We start from the raw sequence: 15,771 nt of genomic DNA on the forward strand, positions 1-15,771 counted from the left end.
GAATGATCGGCCTCATGAGATCCTCCGGGCGCAAGGCCTGCGCCGCTTTGCTTGCTATCCGATGTGGAAAAATTAACGATTCGACGCGCCGCGCCCTCCGGTACGGCGCGCAATATCGGGACTTGAGCGATTCTCAGGCGAGCTTCAGCTCGACATTGATGTTGCCGCGAGTCGCCTTCGAGTAGGGGCAGGTCTGGTGCGCTTCCTCGACCAGCGCCTTCGCCAGCTCCGGCTCCGTGCCGGGCATGCTGACGGTGAGGCGAGCCTGCAGGAAGTAGGCACCGTCCGTGGTGCCCAGATCCACCTCGGCATCGACGGCGAGATCGGCAGGCAGCCTGACCTTGCGCTTGGCCGCGGCCAGACCCATTGCGCCGATGAAGCAGGCCGACCAGCCGGCTGCGAAGAGCTGCTCGGGATTGGTGCCGGCGTGAGCGCTGCCGGGAGGCGAAAGCTTGACCTCCAGCTGGCCGTCATCGCTGCGGGCCGAGCCGTCGCGGCCGCCGACGGTGTGCGTTCTGCCGGTGTAGAGAACCTTGTCGATCTTGGTCATGGAACACTCCTTTGTTGCGCCGCCCGGTTTGCTGTGTCGTCCGGGCGCCGTCCGTTGACGGAGTGGTTTTTGATGGATCGACGTATCCGGCATGTTTCGGGAATCGCCGGAAATGTCTCGAAACGTAGCCCCCGGCGGGCCGGATACAATGGCTTACAAATACCCCGAAAATCGTCGCGGGAAAGCAATCACGAAATGACGACTTCGGCCGCCAGCCCGCCGCCTTCGCGGTTATAGAGCCGGACGGAACCGCCGAGCGTCTGGGCGAGCTGCTGGGCAATCGCGAGCCCGAGTCCGGTGCCGCCGGTATTGCGGTTGCGCGACTGCTCCAGCCGAAAGAACGGCTGCATGGCCGCGTCTATCTGCTCCTGCGGAATGCCGGGACCGCGGTCCAGAACCGTTATCGTGATCTCGCCCGTATCCCTGCGCTCCACCGCGATTTCAGCGGAACCAGCGAATTTCAGGGCATTGTCGATGAAGTTGGTCAGGATGCGGCGAAGGGCGTGCGGCTTCGTCGTCGCCGTTCCGCGAACAAGGCCGAGAATCTCGACGGATTTGCCGGTGTCCTGGTAGTCGTAACTGATGCTCTCGATGAAGGAGGCAAGGTCGATTCGCGCACTTTTCTCGCCGTTGCCATGGGCGCTGCGCGCATAGGCGATCCCATCCTGCACAAGGCGCTCGATTTCCCCGAGATCCTGGAGCAGCTTGGTTTTTTCAGGCGAATCATCGGCGATATCGGCGCGCAGCCGCATGCGCGTGATCGGCGTCTGCAGATCGTGCGAAATAGCTGCGAGGATCTGCACCCGTTCCTCGAGGTAGTGCGCTATGCGATCCCGCATGGCATTGAAGGCCCTGGCGGCATGCGCAACCTCGCTCGGGCCTCCGTCGCTCAATGCCGCCCCCTTCCTGTTGGGATCGAGGGCGTCAGCGGCGGCGGCAAGTTCGGCCAGCGGCCGGATGGCCAGGCGAACCGCAAACCAGGTACAGAGGACGATCACCAGCATCTGGACGACGAAGACATAAGGCAGCCACGCCGCGATCGGCATGATTCCCCTCGGCGTGACATCGATCGTCAGTGGACTGCCGTCGCTCAAATTCAGATGTGCCTGCAGGCGCGTGACCGAGCCCGGTATCGATTCCATGCGGATCGGAAAACGATGGCCGACGGCATCCTCTATCTTGGCGGCGATCTCCGCGCCGTGGGTGGAGGTATCGGGCACGCCCGGCAGGCCGGTCCCCAGCTCGAAATTATAGTTGCCGCGGCTCAGCCAATCGACGAAGTTCGCCCTTTCATCCGCCGGGAGGCGGTCGAGCACGGCGATCGAGGTCGCGACGTCGTTCTCCAGCGTGCCGAGCATGACGGCCTTTGCCGACATGTAGCGCTCGATGTAGAGCACGCTGAAGGACAGGCCGTAGGCGATCGCAAGCCCGGCAAGCAGGATCAGGGAAATCCGCGAGCGCAGCGTGCTGGGCCACCAGAGCCGCCGGACTGAAAAGCCGGCCGCCGTCATGAGCGCAGCTCCGCGATTTCCACCGGCACGGAGAAGACGTAGCCTTCGCTGCGAACCGTCTTGATGTAGATCGGCTCACGCGCATCGTCTCCCAGACGCTGGCGCAGCCGGCTGACAAGCAGATCGATGGAGCGGTCGAAAAGATCGGCGTCGCGGCCCTGCGTCAGGTTCAGCAATTGATCGCGATTGAGCACCCGCTGCGGATGGTCGATGAAGACGCGCAGCAGACGATATTCGGCGCCGCTGAGCGTGATCTCGGTTCCGTCCCGGTCGAGAAGATGACGACCGACCGTATCCAGCCGCCAATCCCCGAAGACCAGCAGCTGGCCGGCTTCGCTGATCTGCAGGTTGGGCGGCAGCATGCGCGTGCGCCGGAGAACCGCCTTGATGCGGGCGAGAAGCTCGCGGGCGGCGAAGGGCTTTGCCAGATAATCGTCCGCGCCCATTTCGAGGCCGAGAATCCGGTCCATCTCGTCGCTGCGCGCCGTCAGCATCAGGATAGGCGTCGCCTTGTGCTTTCCGGCGCGAAGCTCGCGACACAGCACCAGGCCGTCGTCGCCTGGCATCATCACGTCGAGCACGATCAGATCGACCGAATTGGCCTCCAGGAAGCTGCGCATCTGCCGGCCGTCGGCAGCCGTCGTCGCCCGCAAGCCGTTCTTCTTCAGGTAGCTCGACACCAGCTCACGGATTTCCCGATCGTCATCCACGATCAGGATATGGTCGACATGATCCATTTTGATTTCCCACTCATCATCGTAAGCATCAACCTACGATTATTCATCCTCTTGTCGTGCCAACGGCAGAGGGCGCCAGCATATGCCGGCGCCCTGACGCACACTATCGCCGTACTAGAATCGATCAACATCTATCACGGCCTGGGCGAAGGCTTGCGGCGCTTCCTGGGGCAGATTGTGCCCGATGCCGCCTGTGATGGTGCGATGCTCGTACTTGCCCGAGAATTTGCCGCGATAGGCCGACGGCTCCGGGTGCGGCGCGCCGTTGGCATCGCCTTCCATGGTGATGGTCGGGATCGAAATCACCGGGCCTGCGGCCAGCTTCTGTTCATAGGCATCGAACTTTGCCTCGCCTTCGGCCAGACCGAGGCGCCAGCGATAATTGTGGATGACGATATCGACGTGGTCGGGATTGTCGAAGGCGGCAGCGGAACGATCGTAGGTGGCGTCGTCGAAGGCCCATTGCGGCGAGGCGGTTTTCCAGATCAGCTTTGCGAAATCGTGCCGGTTTTCCTGATAGCCGAGACGGCCGCGCTCGGTGGCGAAATAGAACTGATACCACCAGGCAAGTTCAGCCTTCGGCGGCAGCGGCTTGCGGTTGATTTCCTGGCTGCCGATCAGATAGCCGCTGACCGAGACCATCGCCTTGCAGCGCTCGGGCCAGAGCGCCGCCATGATGTTGGCGGTGCGGCCGCCCCAATCATAACCGGCAACGACGACCTTTTCGATCTTCAGCGCATCGAGAAGCGCGATCATATCGGCCGCCAGCGCTGCCTGCTGGCCGTTGCGCGGAGTTTCCTTCGAAAGAAAACGGGTGGTGCCGTAACCGCGCAGATAGGGGATGATGACGCGGTAGCCGGCACCGGCCAGCAGCGGCGCGACATCGACGAAGCTATAGATGTCGTAGGGCCAGCCGTGCAGCAGCAGCACGACAGGACCATTGGCCGGACCGGCTTCCGCGTAACCGATATCGAGCACGCCCGCGTGGATCTGCTTCAGCGCGTCGAAGGACGTATGGCTGCCGGCCTTGACGGCGGGCAGGGTCGAAGCGGAAGCCTTCGGCTGCGCGGCAGCGGCCATGGCCGGCAGGCCGAATTCGGCGGCTGCGACGGCGACGGCGGCAAGGCCAAAGAAGCGGCGGCGGCTATGATTGAGTTCCTCGGACATCTGTCTCTCCTGTCGATTGGATCATGGGATTGAGAAAACCAGCCGCATGTATCGCCGATGTGTCGCGGACGGCCGTCTTTTGAATAACTATGTAGCTTGCGGCGGCAGAGATACAGTCTGATACAATTCGCCCTTCCGATCTGCCGGATCCGGCAAGCGGCCGACTCCGCGGCGGAATCGCACCGCTCCCGCCTCAATTTGTATCGCATTGTATCGAAGCCGGAGATGCCGACGTTTCGGTACATTCTCCCATCCCATCCGACACATTCGAGATACGTCGCCGACGGCAGATAGCGTCACCGCTGAGAACGGCACGCCGCCGTCCGCAGCCGGTCAATCGCTTCCAAAGGAACAAGACGATGACGCTTCTCATCATAGCCTATCTCGGCGGCGCGCTGACGATTCTCAGTCCGTGCATCCTGCCCATCCTACCCTTCGTCTTCGCCCGCGCCGGGCAGCCTTTCGTCAGGAGCACACTGCCTATGCTGGCGGGCATGGCGCTCACCTTCGCATGCGTCGCGACCCTGGCCGCCATCGGTGGCGCCTGGGCCATCCGCGCCAATGAATACGGTCGCCTCGCGGCAATCGTATTGCTCGGGCTCTTCGGCCTGAGCCTGATTTCGCCGCGCATCGCCAGCGCTCTATCCCGGCCGGCGGTCGATCTCGGCAACAACCTCCTGAACGCCGCCGGCAACGGTCGCACGGCTGCAAGCGCCAGAAGTTCCTTCGTGCTCGGCATTGCGACCGGCCTGCTCTGGGCGCCCTGCGCCGGCCCGATCCTCGGGCTCGTCCTCACGGGCGCGGCTTTGAAGGGCGCCAATCTGCAAACGACCTTCCTGCTGCTTGCCTATGGCGCCGGTGCCGCAACCTCGCTTGCCGTTGCGCTGTTTGCCGGTGGCAGGATCTTTGCCAGCATGAAGCGATCGCTCGGCGTCAGCGAACGCATCCGCCAGTTCGCAGGCGCTGCCGTTCTGGCCGGCGTCGCGGCCATCGCCCTTGGCCTCGATACCGGCCTGCTCGCCCGCCTTTCCTATGCAAGCACCGGTTCCTTCGAGCAGGCCTTGCTCGAGAAGCTGCACGCGAAGACCACAGGTCCGGAGACCGAAGTCGCCAGCAACGGCGCGATGAAGATTGGCGGCGACGCTGCATACCCGTTCCACAGCGATCTTCCGGTCGAAGGCCCGGCGCCTTCCCTCGATGGCGCCGTCACCTGGCTGAACTCCAAGCCGCTGACCACAGACCAGCTGCGCGGCAAGGTCGTGCTCGTCGATTTCTGGACCTATTCCTGCATCAACTGCATCCGCACCATTCCCTATGTTCGTGCCTGGGCGGAAAAGTACAAGGATCGGGGTCTCGTCGTCATCGGCGTCCACGCTCCCGAATTCGCCTTCGAGAAGAATGTCGATAACGTCAAGAAGGCGATTGCCGATTTCCAGATCGGCTATCCGGTCGCCATCGACAACGACTATCGCATCTGGCGTGCCTTCGAGAACAACTACTGGCCGGCCCATTACCTGATCGGTGCCAAGGGCCAGGTCCGCTACCAGCACTTCGGCGAAGGCAATTATCGCCAGACCGAACAGGCGATACAGGACCTTCTGCACGAGGCAGGCAGCGACATGGCCCAAAGCAGCCCGGTCGTTCCGGATGCGAAGGGGGCAGAGGCAGGCCCCGACCTCGGTCATATCCGCTCCGGCGAAACCTATGTCGGCTACAGACAAGCAACGGGGTTCGTTTCTCCCGAGGGGCTGAAGGCCGATGCCGCCGCCAACTATTCGATTGCCAATCCCGGCCTGAACCAATGGGGGCTGGCCGGAACATGGACCATCGGCCCGGAGCAGGCATCGCTCGGCAAGGCAGGCGGCGGCATGAGCTACCGCTTCAGCGCCCGCGACCTGCACCTCGTGCTCGGGCCATCAGCCGACGGAAAGCCGATCCGCTTCCAGGTAAGCGTGGACGGAAAGGCACCCGGCTCCGACCACGGCTCCGATATCGATGCCGCCGGAAACGGCACGGTGACGGAAACCAGGCTCTACCAGCTCGTCCGCCAGTCCGGCGATGTCGCCGCACGCAACTTCGAAATCCGTTTCCTCGATCCCGGGGTGCGGGCCTACGCCTTCACCTTCGGCTGCCCCCCCCTTCCTACCCAAGCATGAACCGCAACCGACAGGAGTCATACCCATGAATACGCGTTTCCTCTCCACCATCGCCCTTGGCCTTGCCGCAAGCACCATGACGCTTGCGGCGCACGCCGCCGAGATCAAGAATATCGTCATCGTCCACGGCGCGCTTGCCGACGGCTCGGGATGGCGCAAGACCAGCGAGATCCTGGAGAAGGACGGCTTCAAGGTCTCGATCGTTCAGGAGCCGATCACCTCGCTTGCCGACGATGTCGCCGCTGCCAACCGCGTGCTCGATCTGCAGGACGGGCCGAGCCTGCTCGTCGGCCACAGCTACGGCGGCATGGTCATCACCGAGGCGGGAAACAGGCCGGATGTCGCCGGTCTTGTCTACGTCGCCGCGTTTCAGCCCGATAAGGGCGAAAGCCTGATCAGCCTTGCCAGTTCCAAGCCCGCCGGCGGCATGAACATCCGCGAAACAAAGGATGGCCAGTATCTCTATCTCGATCCGGCAGCTTTCGCCGCCGACTTTGCCGCCGATCTGCCGAAGGAGGAGGCCGATTTTCTGGCCAGATCGCAGGTGTTCGCTTCGAAGGCAGCCTTTACGGCCAAGGCCGGCGATCCGGCATGGCGGAAAAAGAAGAGCTGGGTCGTCGTTGCGAGCGATGACCGCTCCATCAATCCGGCCCTCGAGCGGGACATGGCAAAGCGCGCCGGCAGCGACGTGACCGAAATCAAGGCGAGCCACGCCGTCTTCGCCTCGCAGCCGGAAAAGGTCGCCGCCGTTATCGAAAAGGCAGCAAAGGACGCCGGCAAGTAACGGAAAGCGGCGGCGGCCGCATGAATGGCCGCCGCCTGGCTTTTACGCGGGATCGTACCGGCTGACTTCTATCCCGGAGCCGACAGGCAGCAGGACGGACGTAATGCCCGGCTTGGCGCGAACGGCCTCGCCATAGCGTTTGACGTCCTCGTTGCCGGGCATGAACATGTTGTCGGCAACGACGATCGCGCCGGGATTGAGCTTCGGATAGAAGGCTTCCAGGCAGGGAATGTAGAGATCCTTCCACAGGTCGACGAGAACGAAATCGACGCCGCCGGGAAGCGCCCTGATCATCTCGACAGCATCGCCGATCTGGAAATCGATATGCTCCGACAACCCCGCCTTTCCGGCCATCTCCCGGGCAAACTCGGTCTTGTAGGCGTGCAGTTCCATGGAGATGAGCTTTCCGCCGCTTGCGCGCGCGGCTTCCGCGAGCCAGATGCCGGAATAACCGAAGGAGGTGCCGAGCTCCAGAATGGTGGGCGCCTTCAGGCTTTTCGCCAGAATATTGAGCAGCCGGCCGGTTTCCGGTCCGACAGCCCTCAAGCGGCGATCTTGGCCGCCATCGCGGCCGCCGGGCGGCATTTCCTTTGGCTTGCTGCGCTCTTCGCGAATAAGTTCGTGGTAGGCTTCGAGAACGGCTTCGATCTTCTGGTCCATGGTAAACTCACCTTTCAAGCAATCGTCGTGCTGCTGCCTCGGGCGATATGGCTACATCCCGATATGGCGCCGCTCAAGCGCTATGAAGATTCATGTCTGAAACTTAATCTTTGGCCGGCGTTGCGCGCGAGGCATTTGCTCGCGGATCAGATCGATCGGAGCACGCAGTCGTGCCGGCATCTGGCGCTGCTGGACAAATAGAGGCTTAGCCCTGGACAAGGCGGGCTCCAGTCTTCCGACATGAGGATCATATCCCGGCGTCTACGTGTTCGGCAACGCGCCAGCGTGATGCTCGGCGGCAGCGGAAAAAGGCCTGACGCATTCAGGTTCCCGTTAGGATCCTGCGTTAGTTTTAGATAGATTCTCATATCGGGAGACGATATGCCCGCCAAAGACCGCTATTCCGTTCCGCAGCGCCTCCTCCACTGGCTCGTGGCCATCCTCATCTTCTTCAATCTCCTGTTTCCCGATGGGATGAATGCGTGGCGACATCTGATCCGCAACGGCCGGACGCCGTCGCCGGACGATATTGCCAGCGCCAATGTCCACGCCTATGCCGGCATCGCGATCCTGCTGCTCGCCATCGTGCGCCTCGCAGTCAGGTTTTCATCCAACCTGCCCGCCATGCCGGATGGTCAGCCCGCCTTCCTGCATTATATCGCGCGGATAACGCATGTCCTGCTGTATGTGCTGCTTTTTGCGATGCCGCTTTCGGGAATGGCGGCCTATTATCTGGGAATCGATACCGCCGCCTTCGTCCATGCCGGACCGATCAAATCCCTGCTCTGGGTCGTCGTCGTCCTTCACATTCTCGGCGCGCTCATCCAGCACTTCTATTTCCGATCGGACGTATTGCGACGCATGACGATCGGCTAGAAACAACCGTGCCTTTGGCGGCTAGGCCGATTGATGGCCGAAATGTTTTTCGAAGGAGAACAGCGCCGTCGGCAACGCACTTCCCCCTTCGAGCGCCAAATCCGCCAGGATCTCGCCGACGACGCTGGTGAACTTGAAGCCATGACCGGAGCAGGCCGAGGACACGACGACATTTGGCTGATCCGGCATTATATCGATGAGGAAATCCTCGCTCGGCAGCATGGTATAGCGGCAGGTCGTTGCCCGCACGCGAAAAGACGCCGCATCCGGAAGGCGCTTGCGAGCGAAACTATCGAGCAAATCGGTATCCGTGTCATTGACCGGCGGATTGGGCATGGCGGGATCAATGGGCTCCCGGAAATGAGCGTGGCGGCCGATTTTCACGCCATCGACGCCGATTGCCGGAAAGCCGAAATAGGAGCCTTCGTCTCCCTCGTCACGCAGGAAGCATGGCATGCGCTGCGGTTGCGCGACGAAACCGTCCTTCGGCTGATACCAGGCGACCACCTGCCGGATCGGTTGCGCATGCGCTTTCAATTGCGGCACAAGCTCCGCGATCCAGGCGCCGGTTGCGACGATCGCCTTGCGGGCGCGATATCTGCCCATGGTCGAAACGACGGTTACGCCCGTTGCGTCCGGCTCGATGGAGACGACACGTTCGCCGAAATGCACGGCCGCGCCGTCTTCGGCGGCAAGCCTCAGGTAGCCCATGATTGCCGCCTCGGGGCGCACATAGCCTCCTTGCGGATCGAGCAGGCCAATCTCGCCTTCTTCCAGCACGAAAGCCGGAAAGCGCCGTTTCATGGCATCCCTGTCGAGAATTTCATGCGGCAATCCATGCAGGTCGCAGGAGGCGCGCGTGCCGCTGACGATCTTGCTGTCGGGCGCCCCGATCTGCAGAACGCCCGTTACCGTCATGATCTCGGCGCGCAGCCTCGCCTCCAGCGAGCGCCAGTTCCGATAGGCTCGCGTCAGCAGCGGAACATAGGACGGATCCTCGAAATAGCCGAGGCGGATCAGACGGCTGTCGCCATGCGAGGAACTGAGCGCATGGGCGGGGAAGTGAGCCTCGATCCCGATTGCCTTTGCGCCGCGAGCCGCGGCGAAGGACAGGGCTGCGCTTCCCATCGCACCGAGCCCGATGACGGCAATGTCGAATTCCACAGGCATGTCACGCTCCAGTTTCACTGTCCGCCGGCGGCGCGGCATCGGCGATCAAGGTTCGCAATGCTTCGATATCCGCACTCAAGGGACGATCGTCGCCGTAAAGGCACACGCAGGAACGAACCGCCGCATGGACGCGCTCCGTTCCCGGCGCCCGCGCTCCGTTGGAGACGAGAAGATCGTGCGCCTGCGCCGCCGCCATCAGTTCGATCGCCAGGATATATTCGGCATTGTCGAGGATCGCGAGCAGCTTGCTGGCAGCCGCCGTCGGATGGGCGAGAAAATCCTCCTGAAGGCCGGAGGTCAAGCCGCCGTCGAGCGATGCGGGAGCAGCCAGGCGCCTGTTGTCGTTGCTCAGGGCGGCCGCCGTATATTGGGCAATCATGAAGCCGGAGTGGCTGCCGGCGTCGCTCGCCAGGAAAGGCGGAAGACCGCTGACCAGCGGATTGACGAGACGGTCCGTCCGACGCTCGCTCATGGCCGAGATCTGCGCGATCGCGATCGCCAGACTGTCGGCAGCCTGGCCGAGAGCCGGAGCGACCGCATGCGCTTCGGAGGAGACGACGGGCTGCTCGGGCGTGCCCGAAACGGCAGGATTGTCCGTTACCGAGGCCAGTTCCTGGTCGACGACGCGGGCCGTCTGTTCGAACACATCCCAGGCGGCGCCATGCGCGTGGGGGACTGACCTCAGGCTCAACGCATCCTGCGTCCGCCGCCCGAAAGCCGCAGCGACGAGGCCGCTTCCATGCAACCGGCTGCGCAGCCTGCGGCCGACCTTTGCGATCCCCGCCGACGGGCGAAGGGCCAGCACGGCCTCGTCGAAGGCCGCCATCTGGCAACCGGCCGCCTCCAGCGTCAGGGCGGCAATGGCGTCGGCCCAGTCCAGCAGCCGTTCGGCGCGGGCGACGGCAAGCGCCGACAATCCGGTGGCGCAGGCCGTGCCATTGACGAGGCTCAGACCCTCCTTGGCGCCGAGCACCAGGGGTTCCAGGCCGATTGCCGCAAGCGCCTCAGAGCCGCTCGCGGATTTGCCCTGCACGACAGCCCTGCCCTCGCCGATCAGGACGAGAGCGGTATGCGCATTGTGCGTGAGATAGCCGGCTGATCCCTTGGAGGGAACTTCCGGAATGCAGTCATGTTCGAGAAACGCCGCCAGATGCCGGATGATCTCGGGCCGCACGCCGGAATGGCCATGGGCGAAATTGGCGATCTGTGCCGCGATGATGGCACGCACCTGGCGCGCCGGCAAAAGCGGGCCGACGCCACAGGCATGGCTGAGGATGATATTGCGCGAAAGCCTGCTCTGGGATTGGCGGTCGACCACCGTATCGGACAAGGCGCCGACACCGGTGTTGACGCCGTAGGCGCGCACGCCGGTTTCAACGATACGCGCGACGATGCGGCTTGCCGCGGCAACGCGTTCCCACGCTGCATTGGACAACGCCAGCGGCTCACCGCCGCCAACGCGTGCGACCTCGCGCCAGGACAACGGCTTGTCGATGGTGACGGTCATTGCCCGTTTCCGAAGTGGCCGATGAACTGGCGGAAAGCAGGCGAAGCGCCGCCGCCGAACATTTCATCCGGTGTGCCGCTGCTTTCGACGAGGCCTTCCTTCATGAAGACGACGCGGTTGGAAACGTTGCGGGCAAAGCTCATTTCATGCGTGACCACCAGCATCGTCATGCCTTCCTCGGCAAGGGAGCGCATGACGCGCAGCACTTCGCCGACAAGCTCCGGATCGAGCGCCGAGGTCGGCTCGTCGAATAGCATGACCTTCGGCTTCATGGCCAGCGCGCGGGCAATCGCCGCGCGCTGCTGCTGGCCGCCGGAAAGATGCGCGGGATAAGCGTGGCGCTTGTCGGCAATGCCGACCTTTTCCAGAAGCGCCTCGGCCTCGGCGATGCAATCGGCGCGCGGACGCTTCAGGACATGGACCGGCCCCTCGATGACGTTCTGCAGGATCGTCATATGCGACCAGAGATTGAAGCTCTGGAACACCATGCCGAGTTCCGAACGGATATGATCCACCTGCTTGTGGCTCGCCGGGCGGCTTTGGCCGTTCTTATGGATCATGCGGATCTGTTCGCCGTCCACCCAGATCTCGCCATCGGTAGCGATTTCGAGGAGGTTGATGCAACGAAGGAAGGTCGATTTGCCCGAGCCCGAGGCTCCAAGCAGCGAAATCACATCGCCGTCCCGGGCGTCGAGCGATATGCCGCGAAGGACTTCATGATTGCCGAAGCTCTTGCGGATGTTGCGGACCGAAAGTCGGGTGACACCTGGCATGATTTGCCTGCTCCGTTAAGCTTTAAGCCTTCAGCGCCGGCGGAACGGCACGGCGATGGCGTGACAAGGAATATTCCAGCAGGGCCATGGCCTGCAGAATGACGAAATTCAGCACGAGATAGATGATCGCGGCACAGAGAAAGACTTCCATGGTGCGATAGGTCTGCGAGATCAGCCGCTGGGCAACGCCCGTGACCTCCCAGACCGTGACGAGGCTTGCAAGCGCCGTCGACTTCATCATCAGGACGATCTCGGTGGAATAGGCCGGCAGGGCATGCCTGAAGGCGATGGGCGCGATGATACGGCGCACGAGCAGGAAGCCGGACATGCCGATCGAGCGCGCCGCTTCGATCTCCTTCGGCGAAACGGCGCGGATGCCGCCCCGGAAGATCTCGGCCGAATAGCCGGCGGTGCAAAGCGCCAGCGACAGGATCGCGCAGACGACCGGCTCGCGCAGGAACGGCCAGAGAAACGAGTAACGAATGATCGAGAACTGCGCCAGCCCGTAGAACACCAGGAACATCTGGATCAACAGCGGCGAGCCGCGGAAGACGAAAATATAACCCTTGGCGAAGCCGGACAGGATCGGATTGCCGCTGACCCGCATCGCGACGATGATCAGCGCCAGCAGCCCGCCGAAGAAAATCGACAGGAAGAACAACAGCAGCGTGGTCGGCACGGCCTTCAGCAGCGTGATCATCGTGCTCGAAAGGAACTCGAAGTCCATGTCTTCCTCCTCAAGCCTGGCCGATGGTGGCAGCCGGCATGCTGCGATTGGCACGACGCTCCGCTCTGTTGAACACGCGATCCGACAGGCTGGTCAGGATCAGATAGAGCAGCCCGCCGACAATGAAGAAGAGGAAATACTGGCGGGTAGAGCCTGCCGCCACCTGGCTTGTGCGCATCAGCTCGGCAAGGCCGGTCACGGAGATCAAGGCGGAATCCTTGAGGCTGAGCTGCCAGACATTGCCGAGGCCGGGAATGGCGAAACGCAGGACCTGCGGGATAATGATGCGGCGCAGGCGCAAGCCGCGATGCATGCCGATCGCCGACGCCGCCTCCAGCTCGCCTTTGGAAATGGCGAGATAGGCGCCACGGAAAACTTCCGCCTGATAGGAACCCGAGATGATGCCGACCGCAAGCGCGCCCGCGGCAAAGGACGGCAGCCCGAGAAAACCATCATAGCCGAGCCACTTGCCGACCGATGTCATCGCCGAGGATCCGCCGAAATAGATCAGGTAGATAATCAGAAGCTCGGGGACGCCGCGAAAGACCGTGGTGTAGATATTGCCGAGCGTCTTCAATATCAAGCTGCCGGAAAGCTTGGCGAAAGCGACGATCGCGCCCAGCACGGCGCCGATGGCCAAAGCCGTTGCCGTTACGGCAAGTGTCATCAGGGTGGCCACGAGCAGCAGCGCGCCCCACCCGTTCGAGCCGAAGCCCAGCAATTGCAAGGTTGCCATAGATCCAATCCCTGTCCGTGGCAGTTTCACGCATCAGGATATCATACGGTCTCCGGCATCAAAGCCGGAGACCGATGACGACGACCTGAAGGTCGCGACGATCATTCAGGGCTGACGTCGACCTTGAACCACTTCATCGACAGGGTCTTGATAGTGCCGTCGGCGAGTGCCGACTTGATGGCCTCGTTCAGCTTGTCGCGCAGGTCGGTATCGGCCTTGCGGATGCCGAGGCCCTCGCCCTCGCCCCAGATGGACCCGGCGATTTCCGGACCGGTAAAGGCAAGCGAGTCGTTCGCGCTGGCGAAGGCATTCGCGAAGTACACGGCATCGTCGAAACCGAGGTCGATACGGCCGTTCTGGAGATCGAGATCGCGGTCCGCGCCGGTCTTGTACTCGCGGATGGTGGCGATCGAGCCGAAGTTGTCATAGACGAACTTGGCGTAGACGGTTGCCGCCTGGATGCCGATCGTCTTGCCCTTGAAGGCTTCCTTCAACACGTCGATCTCCTTGACGCCGGTCTGGCCGGGGGTCATCTTGATCGTGGTGCCGGTGCCTGCGGCATTGGCGAGCGGGCTGTCCTTGGCGGTTGCGAAGGCAGCCGGCGTGGCGGCGTAAGGAATGGTGAAGCCGATGACCTGCTTGCGCTCGTCGGTGATCGACAGCGCATCCATGATGACATCGAACTTGCCGGCATTCAGCGCCGGGATCATTCCATCCCAATCGGAAGCGACGAGCTTGCAGTCGATCTTGGCGCGCTCGCACAGCACCTTGGCGAGTTCCGGCTCGAACCCGCCGAGCGAACCATCGGCGTTCGTCATGTTCCACGGCGCATAGGCGCCTTCCAGGGTGATCGTCGCCGTCTTCCAGTCCTTGGCGACGGCCGGGGCCGCGAAGGCGGCGGCAGCTACGGCACCGGACAAGAGAATTGCACTGAATTTCATCGTGTAGAGCTCCTCTGAAGTTAAAACAGGCCTTGCAGCATTTTCCCGCCGATCTTTGCCGGCTTGCCCGCTTTCCTAACTCATTTTTAGGATTGATTGCGAGGTTGTATAGGGTACCATATGAGATAATTTATGATATTCAAGTGGGAAAGTTGTTTTCGAGGCAGATTCAGTTCGTGCGAAGGGAATAGGCAATGAAGCGCTCCGGCGAGATGAAACGCGAACTGGCGGAAAACGACGCATCCCCTCTCTATGCCGGTGTCAAGCAGATGATACTCGATCGCATCCATAGCGGCGAGTGGCCACCGAAATATAGAGTTCCATCCGAAAACGAACTGGTCACCGAACTCGGCGTCAGCAAGATGACGGCCAATCGCGCGTTGCGCGAACTGGCCAACGAGGGCGAGTTGGTCCGCATCCAGGGCGTCGGATCCTTCGTCGCCGAACGCAAGGGCGCATCCGCCCTGTTCGAGGTGCGCAACATCGCCGAGGAAATCGCCGAACGCGGCCATTCCCATCAGGCGACCGTGATCGTACTGGCCCGGGAAGCCGCATCGCCCGACGTTGCAGACGCATTGGAGCTCGATATCGGATCACCGGTTTTCCATTCGCTGATCGTACACAGCGAAAATGGCGTACCCGTGCAGATCGAGGACCGGCACGTCCACCCGGAAGCCGCGCCCGACTACCTGCAGCAGGACTTCACCGGCATGACGCCGAACGCCTATCTCTCGGCCGTCGCCCCCTTGAGCGGATCGGAGCATGTGGTCGAGGCGATCCTGCCGCAAGCCTGGGAATGCAAGCTGCTGACGATCCTGAAAACCGAACCCTGCCTGACAATCCGCAGGCGGACATGGTCGGCGCGCGGCGTGGTGTCCACGGCCCGGCTGATTTATCCAGGACATCGCTATCGGCTGGAGAGCCAAAGCGGTAAACCTTCGGATCGATAGTTGTATATGGAAGGATAGGCCACTGCTCTGCCGCCCTATGGAGCGACCCGTCGGGACCTGACTGACGGGGCGGCAACAGGATTACGAGGCCTGCTATATGAGTTCCGCGAACAAAGCGCCCAGCAACAAGCCAGAGACGGTCGCCAGGACTTTCAGGATCGCACGTTCTATCCGCAGACACTTCTCCGGAAGCACCAATGCGAGCGATTCACTCGCCGCGGCGCCCGATATGCACACCAGCGCAATAATGCGGCGATCATCCGGGTAAGCCATCACGAACAGGAATCCCAAAAGGGCGAACGGAATCATGCTGTCGACACTCGCCAGGGCCATGAAGTGATACCGCGTCCTGACCGGGACGACCGTGGTCACGACAACCAGTCCGAAGACGGTCCAGGCAAGAGCGTGAGCGAGCAGAGCGAGTTCCATGCGAGATCATAACAACACATGGAGCGAATTTTCAAGCGCCACGCCCCTTGCCGCCACACACCGCCGAATCGCGTACACGAACGTTCAGGCCTGAAAC

Annotated in this window: 16 protein-coding genes; 4 read left to right on the plus strand and 12 right to left on the minus strand. The window is 62.3% G+C overall.

Annotated elements, in window-relative coordinates; genetic code table 11:
* Positions 1-133 precede the first annotated feature (133 nt).
* The 4 genes from ACJJVH_RS25500 to ACJJVH_RS25515 all read right to left on the minus strand — a co-directional run bounded on the left by ACJJVH_RS25500 (position 134) and on the right by ACJJVH_RS25515 (position 3,965).
* Positions 134-550, minus strand: a complete 417-nt coding sequence (locus tag ACJJVH_RS25500; RefSeq protein ID WP_412065484.1) for an organic hydroperoxide resistance protein — start codon at positions 548-550, stop codon at positions 134-136.
* A 188-nt stretch (positions 551-738) separates the two neighbouring features.
* Positions 739-2,061: a sensor histidine kinase gene (locus ACJJVH_RS25505; RefSeq protein ID WP_412065485.1), complete on the minus strand. Its 1,323-nt coding sequence runs from the start codon at positions 2,059-2,061 to the stop codon at positions 739-741.
* Positions 2,058-2,798, minus strand: coding sequence for a response regulator (locus ACJJVH_RS25510; protein ID WP_112798640.1), 741 nt, complete (start codon positions 2,796-2,798; stop codon positions 2,058-2,060). The genes ACJJVH_RS25505 and ACJJVH_RS25510 overlap by 4 nt, the downstream gene beginning before the upstream one ends.
* Before the next feature lie 114 nt (positions 2,799-2,912).
* Positions 2,913-3,965, minus strand: a complete 1,053-nt coding sequence (locus ACJJVH_RS25515) for an alpha/beta fold hydrolase (RefSeq protein WP_412065486.1) — start codon at positions 3,963-3,965, stop codon at positions 2,913-2,915.
* A 359-nt stretch (positions 3,966-4,324) separates the two neighbouring features.
* On the opposite strand from ACJJVH_RS25515, the gene ACJJVH_RS25520 reads away from it, so the two are divergent.
* Together ACJJVH_RS25520 and ACJJVH_RS25525 are read left to right on the plus strand one after the other, a co-directional pair.
* Complete coding sequence (locus tag ACJJVH_RS25520) at positions 4,325-6,121, plus strand: cytochrome c biogenesis protein DipZ (protein WP_412065487.1); 1,797 nt, start codon at positions 4,325-4,327, stop codon at positions 6,119-6,121.
* Positions 6,122-6,146: 25 nt separating this feature from the next.
* Entirely contained in the window at positions 6,147-6,905 is a 759-nt protein-coding gene (locus ACJJVH_RS25525) for an alpha/beta fold hydrolase (protein WP_412065488.1), read from the plus strand.
* 42 nt (positions 6,906-6,947) lie between these two features.
* Here ACJJVH_RS25525 and ACJJVH_RS25530 read toward each other — a convergent pair whose 3' ends face one another.
* A complete protein-coding gene (locus ACJJVH_RS25530; RefSeq protein WP_112798648.1) occupies positions 6,948-7,565 on the minus strand; it encodes a class I SAM-dependent methyltransferase in 618 nt (205 codons plus the stop codon).
* Positions 7,566-7,946: 381 nt separating this feature from the next.
* On the opposite strand from ACJJVH_RS25530, the gene ACJJVH_RS25535 reads away from it, so the two are divergent.
* Entirely contained in the window at positions 7,947-8,441 is a 495-nt protein-coding gene (locus tag ACJJVH_RS25535) for a cytochrome b (RefSeq protein ID WP_412065489.1), read from the plus strand.
* A gap of 21 nt (positions 8,442-8,462) precedes the next feature.
* On the opposite strand, the gene solA is transcribed toward ACJJVH_RS25535, so the two are convergent.
* From solA to ACJJVH_RS25565, 6 genes are all read right to left on the minus strand, one after another.
* On the minus strand, positions 8,463-9,611 hold the full coding sequence (gene solA / locus ACJJVH_RS25540; protein WP_412065490.1) for an N-methyl-L-tryptophan oxidase: 1,149 nt from the start codon (positions 9,609-9,611) through the stop codon (positions 8,463-8,465).
* A 1-nt stretch (position 9,612) separates the two neighbouring features.
* Positions 9,613-11,118, minus strand: coding sequence for an HAL/PAL/TAL family ammonia-lyase (locus ACJJVH_RS25545; protein ID WP_412065491.1), 1,506 nt, complete (start codon positions 11,116-11,118; stop codon positions 9,613-9,615).
* Positions 11,115-11,891 carry an ATP-binding cassette domain-containing protein gene (locus ACJJVH_RS25550; protein WP_113434349.1) on the minus strand — a complete coding sequence of 259 codons (777 nt, stop codon included), beginning with the start codon at positions 11,889-11,891 and terminating at the stop codon, positions 11,115-11,117. Before ACJJVH_RS25550 ends, ACJJVH_RS25545 begins: the two co-directional genes overlap by 4 nt.
* 22 nt (positions 11,892-11,913) lie before the next feature.
* Entirely contained in the window at positions 11,914-12,618 is a 705-nt protein-coding gene (locus ACJJVH_RS25555) for an ABC transporter permease subunit (RefSeq protein WP_112798658.1), read from the minus strand.
* Positions 12,619-12,628: 10 nt separating this feature from the next.
* Entirely contained in the window at positions 12,629-13,354 is a 726-nt protein-coding gene (locus tag ACJJVH_RS25560; RefSeq protein ID WP_112798660.1) for an ABC transporter permease subunit, read from the minus strand.
* Between the two features lie 101 nt (positions 13,355-13,455).
* Complete coding sequence (locus ACJJVH_RS25565) at positions 13,456-14,295, minus strand: transporter substrate-binding domain-containing protein (protein ID WP_113357342.1); 840 nt, start codon at positions 14,293-14,295, stop codon at positions 13,456-13,458.
* 194 nt (positions 14,296-14,489) lie between these two features.
* Between ACJJVH_RS25565 and hutC the strand changes: the two genes are divergently transcribed.
* The gene (hutC, locus tag ACJJVH_RS25570; RefSeq protein ID WP_113357341.1) at positions 14,490-15,245 is read left to right on the plus strand and encodes a histidine utilization repressor; all 756 of its coding nucleotides are present in this window, start codon (positions 14,490-14,492) and stop codon (positions 15,243-15,245) included.
* Between the two features lie 93 nt (positions 15,246-15,338).
* Here hutC and ACJJVH_RS25575 read toward each other — a convergent pair whose 3' ends face one another.
* The gene (locus ACJJVH_RS25575; RefSeq protein ID WP_412065492.1) at positions 15,339-15,674 is read right to left on the minus strand and encodes a hypothetical protein; all 336 of its coding nucleotides are present in this window, start codon (positions 15,672-15,674) and stop codon (positions 15,339-15,341) included.
* Between the last annotated feature and the right edge of the window lie 97 nt (positions 15,675-15,771).

Source organism: Rhizobium sp. SYY.PMSO (genome assembly GCF_046840415.1).
Classification (GTDB): domain Bacteria; phylum Pseudomonadota; class Alphaproteobacteria; order Rhizobiales; family Rhizobiaceae; genus Rhizobium.

Excerpts from the sequence above, each read along its gene's own strand:
- ACJJVH_RS25500 (WP_412065484.1), bottom strand. The coding sequence starts at position 550 with ATGACCAAGATCGACAAGGTTCTCTACACCGGCAGAACGCACACCGTC.
- ACJJVH_RS25505 (WP_412065485.1), bottom strand. The coding sequence starts at position 2,061 with ATGACGGCGGCCGGCTTTTCAGTCCGGCGGCTCTGGTGGCCCAGCACG.
- ACJJVH_RS25510 (WP_112798640.1), bottom strand. The coding sequence starts at position 2,798 with ATGGATCATGTCGACCATATCCTGATCGTGGATGACGATCGGGAAATC.
- ACJJVH_RS25515 (WP_412065486.1), bottom strand. The coding sequence starts at position 3,965 with ATGTCCGAGGAACTCAATCATAGCCGCCGCCGCTTCTTTGGCCTTGCC.
- ACJJVH_RS25520 (WP_412065487.1), top strand. The coding sequence starts at position 4,325 with ATGACGCTTCTCATCATAGCCTATCTCGGCGGCGCGCTGACGATTCTC.
- ACJJVH_RS25525 (WP_412065488.1), top strand. The coding sequence starts at position 6,147 with ATGAATACGCGTTTCCTCTCCACCATCGCCCTTGGCCTTGCCGCAAGC.
- ACJJVH_RS25530 (WP_112798648.1), bottom strand. The coding sequence starts at position 7,565 with ATGGACCAGAAGATCGAAGCCGTTCTCGAAGCCTACCACGAACTTATT.
- ACJJVH_RS25535 (WP_412065489.1), top strand. The coding sequence starts at position 7,947 with ATGCCCGCCAAAGACCGCTATTCCGTTCCGCAGCGCCTCCTCCACTGG.
- solA (WP_412065490.1), bottom strand. The coding sequence starts at position 9,611 with ATGCCTGTGGAATTCGACATTGCCGTCATCGGGCTCGGTGCGATGGGA.
- ACJJVH_RS25545 (WP_412065491.1), bottom strand. The coding sequence starts at position 11,118 with ATGACCGTCACCATCGACAAGCCGTTGTCCTGGCGCGAGGTCGCACGC.
- ACJJVH_RS25550 (WP_113434349.1), bottom strand. The coding sequence starts at position 11,891 with ATGCCAGGTGTCACCCGACTTTCGGTCCGCAACATCCGCAAGAGCTTC.
- ACJJVH_RS25555 (WP_112798658.1), bottom strand. The coding sequence starts at position 12,618 with ATGGACTTCGAGTTCCTTTCGAGCACGATGATCACGCTGCTGAAGGCC.
- ACJJVH_RS25560 (WP_112798660.1), bottom strand. The coding sequence starts at position 13,354 with ATGGCAACCTTGCAATTGCTGGGCTTCGGCTCGAACGGGTGGGGCGCG.
- ACJJVH_RS25565 (WP_113357342.1), bottom strand. The coding sequence starts at position 14,295 with ATGAAATTCAGTGCAATTCTCTTGTCCGGTGCCGTAGCTGCCGCCGCC.
- hutC (WP_113357341.1), top strand. The coding sequence starts at position 14,490 with ATGAAGCGCTCCGGCGAGATGAAACGCGAACTGGCGGAAAACGACGCA.
- ACJJVH_RS25575 (WP_412065492.1), bottom strand. The coding sequence starts at position 15,674 with ATGGAACTCGCTCTGCTCGCTCACGCTCTTGCCTGGACCGTCTTCGGA.